We start from the raw sequence: 14,468 nt of genomic DNA, 5'->3' as shown, positions 1-14,468 counted from the left end.
ATTAATATCGATTATTTATTCTGTGCACATTCAGCTGCGATATTTATAAAAAAATTAAACAGGCAAAAATACAATGACATTACCAACGACTATTTATTCATTTCCTGCATATTCACCCCGTTTTTCGTCCACCGACAAACCAGTAAAATTAAAATTTCATCAATACGCACGCGCTACATTACTTTCAAATCGTGGAAGAGATCATAATTGCGATGGCAGACATACTGTTGAGATCCACAAACTAGATCTCTCAGACTGGCAAGCATTCAATAAACTAGCGATGGCGTGTAATGCTTACGATGGAATAACAATGAATGGTGATAATTCTTTTGGATGGAACCATGAAGCTACATTAGATAATATTCACGCCCAGAAATACAATAAAGCTTACGCGGGTGCGAGGTTAACCGCAGAACTGAAATATTTATTGCAAGATGTCGAATCCTTCGAACCCAACAGTAAATACACAATACACGAGGTTGTTTTGGGTCCAGGTTATGGTACTCCAGACTATACCGGCCAATCGATAGGATACGTTGTAACCCTTCCTGCCCAAATGCCTAATTGCTGGTCATCTGAACTACCAACAATCGATCTTTATATCGACCAACTTCGCACTGTTACAGGCGTTTCTAATGCCCTCGGATTCATCATTGCTGCATTGCTAAACGCGTATTCTGATTTACCCCATGATTTGAAAATTGGTCTGCGTTCCTTATCAAGTTCAGCAGCAATCTACTCGGGTTTGGGTTTCGAGCGAGTGCCGCAGGACCGAGACATAAGGTGCGATCGTATGCATCTAACGCCAGCAAACCATCCTGAATTATGGACACAAGAGAATGGTGAATGGATCTACTTGCGAAACTAATACCTAACGAAAAATAGAAAGCAAAACGCCGACCAGTGGTCGGCGTTTTTACGTCTCGTTGAATAACGAATTATTCAGCTACTACGTTTACGATCACTTTCGCGAATACTTCGCTGTGAACCTGGAAGCTCACTTCGTGTTCGCCAGTGGTACGCAGAACGCCGTTCGGCAGACGAACTTCGCTCTTAGCCACTTCAACGCCAGCTGCAGTTACAGCGTCAGCGATGTCGCGAGTACCGATGGAACCGAACAGTTTACCTTCGTCGCCAGCTTTAGACGCGATGGTAACAGTTTCCAGTGCATTGATTTTCTCAGCGCGAGCATTAGCAGCTGCCAGAACTTCAGCCAGTTTAGCTTCCAGTTCAGCGCGACGTGCTTCGAAAAATTCAATGTTTTTCTTGGTAGCTGGAACAGCTTTACCCTGCGGTACCAGGAAGTTACGAGCATAGCCCGCTTTAACATTTACCTGATCACCCAGGCTACCCAGGTTTGCTACTTTATCAAGCAGAATAACTTGCATTACCTTATCCTCTCAAAGTCGTATTAATGGACCGTGACCGATTACTGATGGCGATCAGTGTACGGCAGCAGGGACAGGTAGCGAGCGCGTTTGATAGCGCGAGCCAGCTGACGCTGGTATTTTGCACGGGTACCGGTGATACGGCTTGGGACAATCTTACCGCTTTCGGTGATGTAGTTTTTCAGCGTAGCGATATCTTTATAGTCGATCTCTTGAACGCCTTCCGCGGTGAAACGGCAGAACTTGCGACGACGGAAATAACGTGCCATATGGCTAGTCTCCAGAATCTATCAATTCAATCTGCTCGGCATGCAAAACCATTTTGCTCAGTCCGTTCTTTGCCTTGTGGCATGAAATGAACCCCTGAACGGTTATGCGACTGCCGACCGTTATACTGTGAGTAATGGCCTGGTTTTCGTGTCCGCTAACAATAACGGGCATTTGACACCATGCCTGCCGGTGAAAGCCGGCTTCCTCCTGCACAGAACGATGCTCAAGCACGAACTGGCAGTGAGGAATTCCTGATGGACTGACCTTTCGAAGGGGAGTCCTGCACACGGTGCCGGACAACACCAGACGGTTGGTCATCAGAAATTACTCTTCAGAATCCCCAGCTTCAGCATCATCAGCGGTTTCGTTTGCGAAATCATCGCGACGCTCACGGCGCTCGTCTTTCGCTTTAACCATCGGAGATGCTTCGGTAACAGCGTGCTTGGTACGCATAACCATGCTGCGGATAACGGCATCGTTGAAGCGGAAGGTAGTTTCCAGCTCATCGATCACTTCCTGCGGAGCTTCAACGTTCATCAGAACGTAGTGTGCTTTGTGCAGTTTGTTGATCGGGTAAGCCAGCTGACGGCGGCCCCAGTCTTCCAGACGGTGGATCTTGCCTTCTGCACCAGTGATGGCAGCAGTGTAGCGCTCGATCATGCCCGGAACCTGTTCGCTCTGGTCAGGATGGACCATAAAAACGATTTCGTAATGACGCATCGAATTGCTCCTTACGGATTATTCAGCCTCCTGTCTGGGTCAGCCGAATCCCGGGGAGGCAAGGAACGTGTTAAAGGTCGGCTGAAAAATGACGCGTTATAGTACTTGTATGCCCCGCTAAACTCAAGGCCAGCCGACAAATAAATCTCATCCTTCACCAAATCGTACTAACACGCTGATTTGAAGTTCATCACACTTCATCATGGTGTTTTTTTGAACAACTGCATCAGAAATGGTCACCATCAACTTCTTTATCATTGATTAAAATTAAATCAGAAGATCATCACAGAGGAGAGCACACAAAGTCAGCCGTTGAGGAGGTATCTATGTTCAGTCGTGTTTTAGCCCTTCTGGCTGTGCTTTTGCTAAGTGCAAATACATGGGCAGCCATTGAAATTAATAACCACCAGGCCAGAAATATGGATGATGTGCAAAGCTTAGGCGTGATTTATATCAACCATAACTTCGCCACTGAAAGTGAAGCACGTCAGGCATTAAATGAAGAGACCGATGCGCAGGGCGCAACTTACTACCACGTGATTCTGATGCGGGAACCGGGAAGTAACGGCAATATGCACGCCAGCGCGGATATTTATCGCTAGCACCAGGTATAACCAACGAAACATTGCCATAGTTTGCTTTGCCCCCTTCGCAGGGGGCTTTTTTTGAAAAACGGCTGCGGAATTAGACCAGTTATCTCCCGAAGAAGGAAATTTCCGCAGCGCGTGTTTTACTTCTGCCCGTAATAAGCGTTGGGACCATGCTTACGCATGAAGTGTTTATTCATAAGATAGCTGTCGATGTGATTCAGTTGTGGGTTAATGCCGCGGGCAATCCACGCCATTTTCGCCACTTCTTCCATCACCACCGCGTTATGCACCGCATCGTGGGCATCTTTCCCCCAGGCGAACGGTCCGTGCTGATACACCACAATTCCCGGCGTATGCAGCGGCTCGGCGTTGCCCAGCGTTTCGATAATCACTTTGCCAGTGTTCAGTTCATACTCACCCTGCACCTCTTCTTCGCTTAATCCACGCGTACACGGGATATCACCAAAGAAGTAGTCAGCGTGCGTGGTGCCTAACGCCGGGATCGCCAGCCCCGCCTGCGCCCATGCGGTGGCATGAGTGGAGTGGGTATGGACAATGCCGCCAAGCGACGGGTAACGACGGTAGAGTTCGAGATGCGTCGCAGTGTCGGAAGATGGGCGATACTCCCCTTCCACCACCTTGCCGCTCATATCAACCACCACCATATCGGCCGCTTTCATGGTTTCGTAGGCAACGCCGCTGGGCTTGATCACCACCAGCCCGCGTTCGCGGTCGATAGCGCTGACGTTGCCCCAGGTAAAGGTCACCAGCCCGTAGCGCGGCAGATCCATGTTGGCTTCAAACACCTGCTGTTTTAGCTTTTGCATTATGCCGCCTCCACCATGCCAGCTTTGGCCATGCGCGCTTTCACCCAATCACGCGCTTTCGCCACTTCTGCCGCCGGGTCTTCCGCCGTTTCGCTCCACATCTCAATCAGGTACGGCCCGCAATAGCCACTCTGTTTGAGCGTTTCGAAGCAACGTTCAAAATCCACTACACCTTCGCCAAACGGCACGTTTTTGAAGACGCCTGGTTTGGTGTCTTTCACATGCACCGCGACGATATGCCCAATTCCGGCCTGCAATTCCATCTGCACGTCGTTGTCCCACGCCGACAGGTTGCCGATATCCGGATAGAGCTGGAACCACGGGTTGTTGAGATAGTGCGCATAGCCCAGCGCCTTGCTGATGGAGTTCATCAATGGATAATCCATGATCTCCATTGCCAGCGTCACCTGCGCGCGGCTTGCCATCTCAACGCTCTCTTTCAGGCCGTCACGGAAACGACGACGCGTTTCGTTATTGGCTTCCTGATAGTAAACGTCATAGCCCGCCAGTTGGATTACGCGAATGCCAACGTCCTGGGCGAACTGGATAGCTTTACGCATAATCTCCAGCCCCTGCGCCCGTACCGCGTCATCTTCGCTGCCCAGCGGGAAACGACGATGAGCAGAAAGGCACATAGACGGTACACGCACGCCGGTTTCAACAATCGCATTCACCAGCGCCAGACGCTGCTCGCGGCTCCAGTCGAGGCGCGAAAGGCGATCGTCCGTTTCATCTACCGACATCTCGACAAAATCGAAGCCTAACGTTTTTGCCAGTTGCAGGCGTTCCAGCCAGCACTCCCCGCCGGGGAGCGCTTTTTCATAGATGCCAAGCGGGATTTGTTTGGACAACATATCCGCTCCTTAGCCCCACAGTTCGGCAATGGAACGTTTGAACTGACGTGCGGCTTCCACCGGAGAAGCGGCATCACGGATGCTGCGGCCAGCGATAAACACGTGAATCGGAATGCCTTTGAACAGCGGCAGATCTTCCAGCGCCAGGCCACCGGTGACGGTCACTTTGAAGCCCATATCGGAAAGACGTTTGATCGCGGTGATATCTGCTTCGCCCCACGCCACGCCTGCGGCCTGTGCGTCACGGCTGCGGTGATAAACCACCTGTTGAATGCCTGCGTCGCGCCACTGTTGCGCCTGTTCCCAGGTCCAGTAGCCGGTCAGTTCGATCTGCACGTCGCCGTTAAACTCTTTTGCCACGTCCAGCGCGCCCTTGGCGGTGTTGATATCTGCACAGCAAATCACGGTCACCCAGTCAGCGTTGGCTTCAAAGCACATACGAGAAAGGATTTTGCCCGCATCGGCAATTTTGGCGTCTGCCAGTACGATTTTGTGCGGGTAAAGCGCTTTCAGATCGCGAACCGCACGCACGCCTTCGCCCACGCACAGAATGGTGCCCACTTCGATAATGTCGACTTCTTCGGCAATCAGGCGAGTGGTTTCGTAGGCGCTATCCATAGTCTGGTTGTCCAGCGCGACTTGCAACATCGGTAATGACATTTTCAATTCCTTCTTAAGCTGCCGCGTTGGTGCGGTCAATGAGATCCAGTACTTCCTGCTCGGTACGGCAGGCGCGTAAACGGTCGAAATTCTCTTCATCTTCAAACAGGTTAACGATCTGCATGATGCCCACTTCCTGATGAGTGTTGGCATCGACCGCCGCCATGGTGATGAGGATATCCACCGGATCGTTATCTTCGTGGTTGAACTCCAGCGGCTTTTTCAGCGTCACTAGCGCAAAACCGGTTTTCTTAACGCCCTCTTCCGGGCGACCGTGCGGCATTGCCAGGCCTGGTGCGAGCACAAAGTACGGACCGTGCTGTTCAACCGCATCCAGAATCGCCTGGTAGTAACGCGGCTCGACAACATCCGCCGCCACCAGCAGGTCAACGCCGATTTTTACTGCGTCCTGCCATGTCTCAGCTTCAGCCTGCAGGCGGATGGATTTATTCTCCGCCAGCGAATCACGTAATTTCATGGCGCGTCCTTACTTCACATCCTGCGGGAAATGCTCTTTGATCACTTCCAGCAGTTTCGGGCCAAAGTCGGCAGGAGAGAGCATGTTGCGCACACCAACCACGTATTTGTTGCCGGTCACGGTGATTTCGCCCGCAATGTGCGTAGAAGCGATGATGATATCCGCGCCGCTCAACTCGCTTTTGTATTCGCCAACCGCGCAGCTGTTTACCGTGTGGTCAATGTTTGATTGGGTTAAAAACTGGTCCACTTTCATCTTCATGATCATGGAACTGCCTTGTCCGTTGCCACACACAGCCAGAATACGTACGGTCATAATCAAAACTCCTTATTAAGCAGACTGTTCTGCCAGTTGTTTTTCTGCATCTTCTTCTGCGCGCAGTGCGCGGCCAGCGAAGAACATATAAGCCAGTGCAATTACAATGATGACGGCCATAAAGGCGATACCGACGGAGAAGAAGCCCTGCATCATCGGCGGTGCCAGAATCGACCAGTCCGCCATGCCCATCCAGGCACTCATACCAGTGAGTTTCACCGCCCAGACGCAACCAAAGATTTCGATCATCCCCATCACCAGACAAATCTTCAGTGCCGCACGCCAGCCGCCGAAGTGGTTAGCGAACACGCCGATGGTGGCGTTGGAGAAGAACATCGGGATAAAGCCGGGAATAATCAGGATCGAGGAACCGCAGGCGACCAGGATGCCAACCGCAATCAGCTGACCGATGGTGCCCCACATAAAGCCCCAGACAACGGCGTTCGGCGCGAAGCTATAGATAGCCGCACAGTCAATCGCCAGAACCGCACCAGGGATCAGGCGCTGGGAGATACCGTTAAACGCTTCAGAGAGTTCCGCCACAAACATGCGCACACCCTGAGTGATGATGAAGATCGCCACCGCGAAGGAGAAACCGGTTTGCAGGATATAGACCGTCCAGTGCACTTTGCCTGCCATCGCCTGCACGGTGTCGATACCGAAGGAGAGCAGAATGGCACCAAAGAAGATGGTCATGACAATCGCCGTGGAGACGATGTTGTCGTGGAAAATATTCAGCCAGCCTGGCAGTTTGAGGTCTTCAACGCTTTCCTCTTTTTTGCCGAGGAACGGCGCAACCTTATAGGCAATCCATGATGCAAACTGTTGCTGGTGACCGATGGAGAAACCGCAGCCGTCCGTCACTTCCTGAGTCGGCTTGTACATCATGTTGGAGGTAATGCCCCAGTAGAGCGAAACCAGAATCGCCGTGCAGATAATGGTCGTCCACATGGAGTAGCCGAAAATAAACAACGTAACGGCAATCAGCCCCGCCTGCTGGAACATGATATGACCAGTCAGCATGATGGTACGAATACCGGTAATGCGACGCAGCAGCACGTAACAGATGTTCAGCGCCAGCGCTAACAACACCGCGTAACCTACCCAGCTATAGGCATCGCCCATGCGGTCGATGGTTGCCATCATCGACGCGTAAGTATCGGAAATTGCGCCGTTAATGCCGTAGACTTCGGACATTTTCGCCACCACCGGTTTGAAGGTGCTGGTGAGGATGCCGGACCCTGCCTGCAACAACATGAAACCAATTATGGTTTTAATCGTGCCTTTAATAATAACGCTGACACTTTTGCGCAGTAGGATGTAGCCCAGACAGGTCACAATACCCAGCAACAACGGGGCATTGGTCATGACCTGGTTAAAAAACACGGTAAAGATGTTGTAGAGGATCTCCATAACGATCTCCTGAAGAAGAGGTAACCGGGTATTCCACACACCCGGAATGTTGTGCACTCACTCTAATTTTCAAAAGTAATCACAACAAGATTAATTATGATTAAATGTGACGCGACCCGAAAATAATTCCACATGGATAGAGCGGGATTCACACAACGAAATAATTATTCATTTAAATTCATTTAGTTAATTGAATTACACATTCCATTAAATCTTTCCACACTCAAAATCAATAACAACTTCCCTGGCAAAAAGTCAAAAAATGGTCATTGCCTTCCTGAAAAAATAGTGTCAGGATTAATCAAAACCAATCACATGTTGATTCGAATTGAACTATCATGAAGGTAAATGGCGATGAGTAAAGTGAAAAGTATCACCCGAGAATCCTGGATCCTGAGCACTTTCCCGGAGTGGGGTAGCTGGCTGAATGAAGAAATTGAACAAGAGCAGGTCGCCCCTGGCACATTTGCGATGTGGTGGCTAGGCTGCACTGGGATCTGGCTGAAATCAGAAGGTGGCACCAACGTTTGCGTTGATTTCTGGTGCGGCACTGGCAAACAAAGTCACGGTAACCCGTTAATGAAACAGGGTCACCAGATGCAGCGCATGGCTGGCGTGAAAAAACTGCAGCCAAACCTGCGCACCACCCCGTTTGTTCTTGATCCGTTTGCGATTCGCCAGATCGACGCGGTACTGGCGACTCACGATCACAACGATCATATCGACGTTAACGTCGCTGCTGCCGTAATGCAGAACTGTGCTGATGACGTACCGTTCATTGGACCGAAAACCTGCGTTGATTTGTGGATTGGCTGGGGCGTACCGAAAGAGCGTTGCATCGTGGTCAAACCTGGCGATGTTGTAAAAGTGAAAGACATTGAAATTCATGCGCTTGACGCTTTCGACCGTACTGCACTGATCACCCTGCCTGCCGATCAAAAAGCGGCTGGCGTACTGCCAGATGGCATGGACGATCGCGCAGTAAACTACCTGTTCAAAACCCCTGGCGGTTCCCTGTATCACAGTGGCGATTCCCACTACTCTAACTATTATGCGAAGCACGGTAACGAACATCAGATCGATGTGGCGTTAGGATCGTATGGTGAGAACCCGCGCGGTATTACCGACAAAATGACCAGCGCCGATATGCTGCGTATGGGTGAAGCCCTGAATGCGAAAGTGGTTATCCCGTTCCACCACGACATCTGGTCAAACTTCCAGGCCGATCCGCAAGAAATCCGCGTGCTGTGGGAGATGAAAAAAGATCGTCTGAAGTATGGCTTCAAGCCGTTTATCTGGCAGGTGGGCGGCAAATTTACCTGGCCGTTGGATAAAGACAACTTCGAGTACCACTATCCGCGTGGTTTCGATGATTGCTTCACTATTGAACCGGATCTGCCGTTCAAGTCATTCCTGTAATCTGTCGTTTATACCGGATAGCGTGGAGTAGTTCGCGCTATCCGGCGTAGTATTTCCTGGCTATTTCAAATATCATCTAAAAAAATCAAATTTTATCGGAATAGCTCATGACTGAAGCACAAAGACATCAAATCCTCCTGGAAATGCTCGCACAATTGGGCTTTGTGACCGTTGAGAAAGTCGTTGAGCGTCTGGGAATTTCGCCTGCCACTGCGCGACGCGATATCAATAAACTTGACGAAAGCGGCAAACTGAAAAAAGTGCGCAATGGCGCAGAAGCTATTACCCAGCAGCGCCCACGCTGGACGCCGATGAATCTGCATCAGGCGCAGAATCACGATGAAAAAGTACGTATTGCTAAAGCGGCCTCGCAGCTGGTTAATCCGGGCGAAAGCGTAGTCATCAACTGCGGCTCCACCGCGTTTCTGCTTGGGCGGGAAATGTGTGGCAAGCCAGTGCAAATCATCACTAATTATCTACCGCTGGCAAATTACCTGATCGATCAGGAGCATGACAGCGTGATCATTATGGGCGGACAGTACAACAAAAGTCAGTCCATCACTTTAAGCCCGCAAGGCAGCGAAAACAGTCTCTATGCCGGGCACTGGATGTTTACCAGCGGCAAAGGGCTGACAGCAGAAGGGTTGTATAAAACCGATATGCTGACGGCAATGGCAGAGCAGAAGATGCTAAGCGTGGTAGGGAAACTGGTGGTACTGGTTGATAGCAGTAAGATCGGCGAACGCGCGGGAATGCTTTTTAGCCGTGCCGATCAAATCGATATGCTGATCACCGGCAAAAATGCTAACCCGGAAATCCTGCAACAACTGGAAGCGCAAGGGGTCAGCATTCTGCGTGTTTAAAGATGCTGGCGGAAAAATGTCACGGCAGCATCTAACGCCTCAGGCGTAATGCGGTGACGCACGCCTGGCTGCCATGAACAGGTTAGCAGTTTATCCCGTCCCGTCTCGCTTAAGGCCTGCTGCAAACGTAGTGATTCGTCGGCAGGCACGACGTCATCGTCAAGGCCATGCCACAGCAGTAGAGGTCTGTCAGCAAGTTGTTCCAGGTGGTTTGTCGCTTCCCACTCTGCCAGCTGCGCGACAATGTTATTGGATTCATTCTGCTGTGCTGCCGTTTCAGGTATCAGCGGTGGAAACAGTGAACGGGCGAGCGATGTAAAATAGCCCGATCCCATCATGCTGGCGGTACATTTCACCGTGGGGTGGCGAGCAGTAATTCCCAGTGCCGTCATCGCGCCCATCGACGCGCCACCGACTGCCAGACGGTCAGCAAGCAGCCAGTTTTCTTCGGCTATTGCCGCACGTAACGTAGTGAATTCCTGCATACTTTGTAGCAAAATTTGCCAAAATTGATTTAACCGCCGCGCTGCGTCGCCCCTAAAACGGCTACCGTGATCGGGCGCATCCGGCATGATCACTCGCAAACCAGCCTGCGCCAGCGCAACGGCAAAATAGCTATACACCAGACTGGACGAAGTAAAGCCGTGATAAAAAATCACGCACGGTAACGGGGTATCTTTTTGCCCGACAGGATAAGCATGAAGAATGGGAATATCTGCCAGCTCGCGTGATTCTATTTCAATCATCTGTCTCTCCTTTTTGTCTGGTATGACATGAAGAAATCCTTAGCACAAGTTTCTGCTGGCGGTATTAGTTCATAATGTTGAGATGTGGGTTACGCTTTCGTCACGTTTTCATTCGAAAATCGCGTACCAGGTAACAATTCGGGAACATTCCCCCAAAGTTAAATTAATAAGGCACTACACTATGGTTAGCAGGAAACGTAATAGCGTTATTTACCGGTTTGCCAGTTTATTATTGGTGTTGATGTTAAGTGCCTGTAGCGCACTGCAAGGTACGCCACAGCCAGCACCGCCAGTAACCGACCATCCGCAAGAGATTCGCCGCGACCAGACGCAAGGGTTACAGCGAATAGGTAGCGTAAGCACGATGGTTCGGGGTTCTCCGGATGACGCATTAGCAGAAATCAGAGCGAAAGCTGTCGCTGCAAAAGCTGATTATTACGTTGTCGTCATGGTGGACGAAACCATCGTGACAGGACAGTGGTATTCACAAGCCATTTTGTACCGTAAATAAATCAGACAACTTACATAGTCAGCTTTACATTGCTTTGCGTCCCTATGCGTTTACCTGTGCACAATAAATTACCGGCTGGAAGCTCGGGCGTTTATTACCGCGATGGAATGCCCTGCAACATGTGGGGAAACGAAAAATGGAGCTGACGATGAAACAATTACTTGCCTCACCCTCGCTGCAATTAGTGACTTATCCTGCGAGCGCCACGGCACAGTCTGCAGAATTCGCCAGTGCTGACTGCGTGACGGGCCTGAATGAAATAGGTCAGATCTCAGTTAGCAATATTTCAGGGGATCCGCAGGACGTGGAACGTATCGTGGCGTTAAAGGCTGATGAACAAGGTGCGTCATGGTACCGCATTATTACCATGTACGAAGACCAGCAGCCTGATAACTGGCGCGTACAGGCGATACTGTATGCATGAGTATCATCTACAGCAAATGAACAATGCCGGATGCGGCGCGAGCGCCTTGTCCGGCCTACAATTTTCACATATTTCATTGAGTTAATTGAAACCAGCGTTGCATCAGTCGTATACGCTTACACACACACTCCCCCCGTCGCCCGCAGCAATAAATCATTCTGGATCTGCTCTGACAACCGTACGCCGCCGCGCGTATCTAACATCACCTGACACCATGCCTGCGCCATTGGCGGAGAGGCATATTTCAACATTTGCGCACCGCAGCCCAGCAGGAATAGCTGATGAGTAATCTCTCGCCCCAGTTCTTCAGCAGGCTTACGCAGCTGCTGCTGTAAACGACGAACTGCGCGATCAAAATAGCGATCCTGCCCTTTCACTTCCACAAATGCTTCCGACAATAAGTCGTATACGCCCGCCTGCTTATTGAGAACGCGCAGCACATCCAGGCACATAATATTGCCGGAACCTTCCCAAATACTGTTTACCGGCATCTCCCGGTAAAGCCGCGGCAGCTCGCTCTCCTCGCAATAACCAATGCCGCCCAGCACCTCCATCGCTTCGGCCACAAACGGCATACCTCGTTTGCAGATCACAAATTTCGCCGCAGGCGTAAATAAACGCGCCCACAGGGCTTCTTTGGCATCGGTACGCCGGTCCCACGCTCGCGCAAGACGAAACAGCAACGCCGTTTGCCCTTCAAGCTGAAGTGCCATGCGACTTAAGACATGACGCATAAGGGGCTGTTGGATCAATGGATTACCAAAAACATGGCGTTGATGTGCATGATAAATCGCCAGCGAAAATGCACGGCGCATCATGGCATGGCTACCCAGGGCGCAATCAAAACGCGTCATCCCACCCATTTTCAGGATCAGACGAATTCCTTCCCCTTCCTGCCCCAACAACCAGCCAATGGCATCCTGAAACTCCACTTCGCAGCTGGCGTTAGAGCGATTACCCAGCTTATCTTTCAGCCGCTCGAGGCGAATCGCGTTGCGTTGCCCGTCAGGCAAAAAGCGCGGCACAAAAAAGCAGGACAACCCGCCCGTAGTCTGCGCCAGCACCAGATGCGCATCGCTTTGCGGCACCGAGAAAAACCATTTATGCCCCACCAGCCGATAAGAACCATCGTCCAGACGCTCTGCGCGGGTGGTGTTGCTCATGACATCGGAACCGCCCTGCTTTTCCGTCATTCCCATGCCAATCAACAAACCGCGTTTTTGCCCACCTGGCAATAAGTGAGAATCGTAGCGATCGCTCAACAGCGGCGTGGTCCAGTCCTGAAACGGCGCGGGTAACATCTGTAACAGCAATGGCGTGGCGGCAAAGGTCATGGTTATCGGACATAACGACCCTGCCTCAACCTGTGCGTGCAACATAAAACGCGCCGCGCGCGCCACAAATGCGCCGGAGCGAGCGTCTTCTTCCCAGGCAAGATTGTGCACCCGGTTGGTACATAGCGCCTGCATCAGCAAGTGCCAGGCGGGGTGAAAACGCACATCGTCCAGATGGCGTCCTTGCGCATCGTAGCGCAATAATTCAGGCGGATTCACATTCGCCAGCCGTCCCAGTTCAAGAGATTCAGCCGTTCCTAACTGCTGACCAATACTGGCTAGAAAATCGCTATCCCAGCCAGCACCTTCACGCGTTACCGCTTCGCAGAGCGCGCCATCAGACAGATATAAGTTGCTGTTATTTAATGGTATAGGTTGATTAAAAACGGTGTGAGTTTGCCAGTGCACTGTGTCTCCCTCCATCAATGGCAGTCACCCTTAGTATGGTCACTGCCATGGATTCCTGACAGAAAGAGATTGCTAAAACATTCTTATCCAGCAATGTAATGCGGAACGAAACGTGAGGTGTCTTTGGTGATCAGCGTGTTATCTTCACGGATCCCCATTCCGCACGCTTCATCATCGACAATCCAGCTACCGATGAGTGTGTAGCTATCGCCAAATCGCGGCAGAGGTTGAAACGCCTGGTAGATCATCGGTTCATCGGCGTAATCACCATCAGCGTGGTCAACGACGTTATTCTGACCGTCGAAAATGGTGACGTTTCCGCCTTCGCGTGAGTAGATCGGTTTACGCACATAGCTTTCGCCAGCGGCAATCTGCGGTTTTTCGCCCTCAAACCAGGATGCAAGAAGGTTAGGATGACCAGGAAAGAAGCGCCAAAGCAGCGGCATTAACCCTTTGTTGCTCAAGATACTTTTCCATAACGGCTCCACCCATTGCTCGCGGCGCTTGCGCAGCAGCGGACCGTTATCGTCACGCATCATCCACTCCAGCGGATACAGCTTAAATGCACGCTGGATGACATTATCATCAAGATCGGTCAGCACACCGCCGACGCCCAAACCGAGATCTTCAATGTAGATAAACCGCGACTCCTGCCCTGCCTGCTGGGCGCAGTCCTGCAAATACAGCACGGTAGTCCTGTCTTCATCGGTGTCCTGACAGCAGCAAAAATAAAACGGTTCCCGACTGTAAAGCTCACTAAAGCGCGAAATCAGGCGTTCCTGAATAGCATTGTACTGATCGGCATCACGCGGAATAATGCCGCTGCGCCGGGCATCTTCCAGCCACAGCCACTGGAAATAAGCCGATTCATACAACGAGGTTGGCGTATCGGCGTTGTACTCCAGCAGCTTCACCGGCGCATTGCCACACCAGGCAAAATCCATCCGGCCATACAGCGAAGGATCGCGTGCGCGCCAGCTTTCGGCGATCACATCCCAGTACAACGGCGGGATCGCCAGTTGCGTCAGGATCTCTTCGTCTTTAACCGCGCGATCCACCACCTCAAGGCACATCTGATGCAGTTCCGCAGTCGGTTTTTCGATCTGCTCTTCAATCTGGCGCAGAGTAAAACGGTAAGCCCGACTCTCGTCCCAATAGATTTCATTGTCGATGATATGAAAGTCGAAACCGTTGTCAGCGGCGATCTGGTCCAGATCCCGCCGCACAGGAACGTTGTGTCTTAGCATG

The 14,468-nt window shown here is 51.2% G+C and carries 19 protein-coding genes; 6 read left to right on the top strand and 13 right to left on the bottom strand.

Annotated features, from left to right (window positions below):
* Positions 1–73 precede the first annotated feature (73 nt).
* A complete protein-coding gene (locus ACJHXB_RS16820; protein ID WP_001468891.1) occupies positions 74–868 on the top strand; it encodes a DUF2686 family protein in 795 nt (264 codons plus the stop codon).
* Between the two features lie 70 nt (positions 869–938).
* Here the strand turns inward: ACJHXB_RS16820 and rplI are convergent, their stop codons facing one another.
* The 4 genes from rplI to rpsF are packed head-to-tail and all read right to left on the bottom strand — an operon-like array spanning position 939 to position 2,378.
* On the bottom strand, positions 939–1,388 hold the full coding sequence (rplI, locus tag ACJHXB_RS16815; RefSeq protein WP_001196062.1) for a 50S ribosomal protein L9: 450 nt from the start codon (positions 1,386–1,388) through the stop codon (positions 939–941).
* 41 nt (positions 1,389–1,429) lie between these two features.
* Positions 1,430–1,657 carry a 30S ribosomal protein S18 gene (rpsR, locus tag ACJHXB_RS16810; protein WP_000135199.1) on the bottom strand — a complete coding sequence of 76 codons (228 nt, stop codon included), beginning with the start codon at positions 1,655–1,657 and terminating at the stop codon, positions 1,430–1,432.
* Between the two features lie 4 nt (positions 1,658–1,661).
* Positions 1,662–1,976, bottom strand: coding sequence for a primosomal replication protein N (gene priB, locus ACJHXB_RS16805; protein ID WP_001296681.1), 315 nt, complete (start codon positions 1,974–1,976; stop codon positions 1,662–1,664).
* A gap of 6 nt (positions 1,977–1,982) precedes the next feature.
* Positions 1,983–2,378 (bottom strand): 30S ribosomal protein S6, encoded by a 396-nt coding sequence (gene rpsF / locus ACJHXB_RS16800; RefSeq protein WP_001216676.1) that lies wholly within the window; start codon positions 2,376–2,378, stop codon positions 1,983–1,985.
* Between the two features lie 326 nt (positions 2,379–2,704).
* Here rpsF and yjfY point away from each other — a divergent pair, with 326 nt between their 5' ends.
* Positions 2,705–2,980: a DUF1471 family protein YjfY gene (yjfY, locus tag ACJHXB_RS16795; RefSeq protein ID WP_000492914.1), complete on the top strand. Its 276-nt coding sequence runs from the start codon at positions 2,705–2,707 to the stop codon at positions 2,978–2,980.
* Between the two features lie 128 nt (positions 2,981–3,108).
* Here the strand turns inward: yjfY and ulaF are convergent, their stop codons facing one another.
* Genes ulaF through ulaA form a run of 6 tightly spaced genes read right to left on the bottom strand, consistent with a single transcriptional unit; the run spans position 3,109 to position 7,515 of the window.
* Entirely contained in the window at positions 3,109–3,795 is a 687-nt protein-coding gene (gene ulaF, locus ACJHXB_RS16790; RefSeq protein WP_001170791.1) for an L-ribulose-5-phosphate 4-epimerase UlaF, read from the bottom strand.
* Positions 3,795–4,649: an L-ribulose-5-phosphate 3-epimerase UlaE gene (ulaE, locus tag ACJHXB_RS16785; protein WP_000949555.1), complete on the bottom strand. Its 855-nt coding sequence runs from the start codon at positions 4,647–4,649 to the stop codon at positions 3,795–3,797. The genes ulaF and ulaE overlap by 1 nt, the downstream gene beginning before the upstream one ends.
* Before the next feature lie 9 nt (positions 4,650–4,658).
* Positions 4,659–5,309: a 3-keto-L-gulonate-6-phosphate decarboxylase UlaD gene (ulaD, locus tag ACJHXB_RS16780; protein WP_000056760.1), complete on the bottom strand. Its 651-nt coding sequence runs from the start codon at positions 5,307–5,309 to the stop codon at positions 4,659–4,661.
* Positions 5,310–5,322: 13 nt separating this feature from the next.
* Positions 5,323–5,787 (bottom strand): PTS ascorbate transporter subunit IIA, encoded by a 465-nt coding sequence (gene ulaC, locus ACJHXB_RS16775; protein WP_000776505.1) that lies wholly within the window; start codon positions 5,785–5,787, stop codon positions 5,323–5,325.
* Positions 5,788–5,796: 9 nt separating this feature from the next.
* Positions 5,797–6,102 (bottom strand): PTS ascorbate transporter subunit IIB, encoded by a 306-nt coding sequence (gene ulaB / locus ACJHXB_RS16770; protein WP_000218362.1) that lies wholly within the window; start codon positions 6,100–6,102, stop codon positions 5,797–5,799.
* A 15-nt stretch (positions 6,103–6,117) separates the two neighbouring features.
* Entirely contained in the window at positions 6,118–7,515 is a 1,398-nt protein-coding gene (gene ulaA / locus ACJHXB_RS16765) for a PTS ascorbate transporter subunit IIC (protein WP_001366527.1), read from the bottom strand.
* Between the two features lie 354 nt (positions 7,516–7,869).
* Here ulaA and ulaG point away from each other — a divergent pair, with 354 nt between their 5' ends.
* The gene (ulaG, locus tag ACJHXB_RS16760; protein ID WP_001295191.1) at positions 7,870–8,934 is read left to right on the top strand and encodes an L-ascorbate 6-phosphate lactonase; all 1,065 of its coding nucleotides are present in this window, start codon (positions 7,870–7,872) and stop codon (positions 8,932–8,934) included.
* Between the two features lie 107 nt (positions 8,935–9,041).
* Positions 9,042–9,797, top strand: a complete 756-nt coding sequence (gene ulaR, locus ACJHXB_RS16755) for an HTH-type transcriptional regulator UlaR (protein WP_000133631.1) — start codon at positions 9,042–9,044, stop codon at positions 9,795–9,797.
* Here ulaR and yjfP read toward each other — a convergent pair.
* Entirely contained in the window at positions 9,794–10,543 is a 750-nt protein-coding gene (gene yjfP / locus ACJHXB_RS16750; protein WP_000569673.1) for an esterase, read from the bottom strand. The genes ulaR and yjfP overlap by 4 nt on opposite strands.
* 181 nt (positions 10,544–10,724) lie before the next feature.
* Between yjfP and bsmA the strand changes: the two genes are divergently transcribed.
* Together bsmA and yjfN are read left to right on the top strand one after the other, a co-directional pair.
* The gene (gene bsmA, locus ACJHXB_RS16745) at positions 10,725–11,054 is read left to right on the top strand and encodes a biofilm peroxide resistance protein BsmA (protein ID WP_000254636.1); all 330 of its coding nucleotides are present in this window, start codon (positions 10,725–10,727) and stop codon (positions 11,052–11,054) included.
* A gap of 148 nt (positions 11,055–11,202) precedes the next feature.
* Positions 11,203–11,478 carry a DUF1471 family protease activator YjfN gene (yjfN, locus tag ACJHXB_RS16740; RefSeq protein WP_000811566.1) on the top strand — a complete coding sequence of 92 codons (276 nt, stop codon included), beginning with the start codon at positions 11,203–11,205 and terminating at the stop codon, positions 11,476–11,478.
* Between the two features lie 116 nt (positions 11,479–11,594).
* Here the strand turns inward: yjfN and ACJHXB_RS16735 are convergent, their stop codons facing one another.
* Positions 11,595–13,220 carry an isovaleryl-CoA dehydrogenase gene (locus ACJHXB_RS16735; protein ID WP_001468898.1) on the bottom strand — a complete coding sequence of 542 codons (1,626 nt, stop codon included), beginning with the start codon at positions 13,218–13,220 and terminating at the stop codon, positions 11,595–11,597.
* Positions 13,221–13,303: 83 nt separating this feature from the next.
* Complete coding sequence (locus ACJHXB_RS16730) at positions 13,304–14,467, bottom strand: glutathionylspermidine synthase family protein (protein ID WP_000943966.1); 1,164 nt, start codon at positions 14,465–14,467, stop codon at positions 13,304–13,306.
* Position 14,468: the final 1 nt, after the last annotated feature.

It is taken from the genome of Escherichia sp. WS3227_2 (assembly GCF_046486495.1).
Lineage (GTDB): Bacteria > Pseudomonadota > Gammaproteobacteria > Enterobacterales > Enterobacteriaceae > Escherichia > Escherichia coli.
The sequence above is the reverse complement of the archived record's forward strand: the minus strand, read 5'-3'. Positions and strand labels throughout refer to the sequence as shown.

Bases quoted from the DNA above. Each gene is read 5' to 3' on its own strand.
- yjfP (WP_000569673.1), bottom strand. From the start codon at position 10,543: ATGATTGAAATAGAATCACGCGAGCTGGCAGATATTCCCATTCTTCAT.
- rpsR (WP_000135199.1), bottom strand. From the start codon at position 1,657: ATGGCACGTTATTTCCGTCGTCGCAAGTTCTGCCGTTTCACCGCGGAA.
- ACJHXB_RS16820 (WP_001468891.1), top strand. From the start codon at position 74: ATGACATTACCAACGACTATTTATTCATTTCCTGCATATTCACCCCGT.
- ulaD (WP_000056760.1), bottom strand. From the start codon at position 5,309: ATGTCATTACCGATGTTGCAAGTCGCGCTGGACAACCAGACTATGGAT.
- ulaC (WP_000776505.1), bottom strand. From the start codon at position 5,787: ATGAAATTACGTGATTCGCTGGCGGAGAATAAATCCATCCGCCTGCAG.
- yjfY (WP_000492914.1), top strand. From the start codon at position 2,705: ATGTTCAGTCGTGTTTTAGCCCTTCTGGCTGTGCTTTTGCTAAGTGCA.
- ulaR (WP_000133631.1), top strand. From the start codon at position 9,042: ATGACTGAAGCACAAAGACATCAAATCCTCCTGGAAATGCTCGCACAA.
- priB (WP_001296681.1), bottom strand. From the start codon at position 1,976: ATGACCAACCGTCTGGTGTTGTCCGGCACCGTGTGCAGGACTCCCCTT.
- ulaF (WP_001170791.1), bottom strand. From the start codon at position 3,795: ATGCAAAAGCTAAAACAGCAGGTGTTTGAAGCCAACATGGATCTGCCG.
- ulaB (WP_000218362.1), bottom strand. From the start codon at position 6,102: ATGACCGTACGTATTCTGGCTGTGTGTGGCAACGGACAAGGCAGTTCC.
- ACJHXB_RS16730 (WP_000943966.1), bottom strand. From the start codon at position 14,467: ATGCTAAGACACAACGTTCCTGTGCGGCGGGATCTGGACCAGATCGCC.
- bsmA (WP_000254636.1), top strand. From the start codon at position 10,725: ATGGTTAGCAGGAAACGTAATAGCGTTATTTACCGGTTTGCCAGTTTA.
- rplI (WP_001196062.1), bottom strand. From the start codon at position 1,388: ATGCAAGTTATTCTGCTTGATAAAGTAGCAAACCTGGGTAGCCTGGGT.
- yjfN (WP_000811566.1), top strand. From the start codon at position 11,203: ATGAAACAATTACTTGCCTCACCCTCGCTGCAATTAGTGACTTATCCT.
- ulaE (WP_000949555.1), bottom strand. From the start codon at position 4,649: ATGTTGTCCAAACAAATCCCGCTTGGCATCTATGAAAAAGCGCTCCCC.
- ulaG (WP_001295191.1), top strand. From the start codon at position 7,870: ATGAGTAAAGTGAAAAGTATCACCCGAGAATCCTGGATCCTGAGCACT.
- ulaA (WP_001366527.1), bottom strand. From the start codon at position 7,515: ATGGAGATCCTCTACAACATCTTTACCGTGTTTTTTAACCAGGTCATG.
- rpsF (WP_001216676.1), bottom strand. From the start codon at position 2,378: ATGCGTCATTACGAAATCGTTTTTATGGTCCATCCTGACCAGAGCGAA.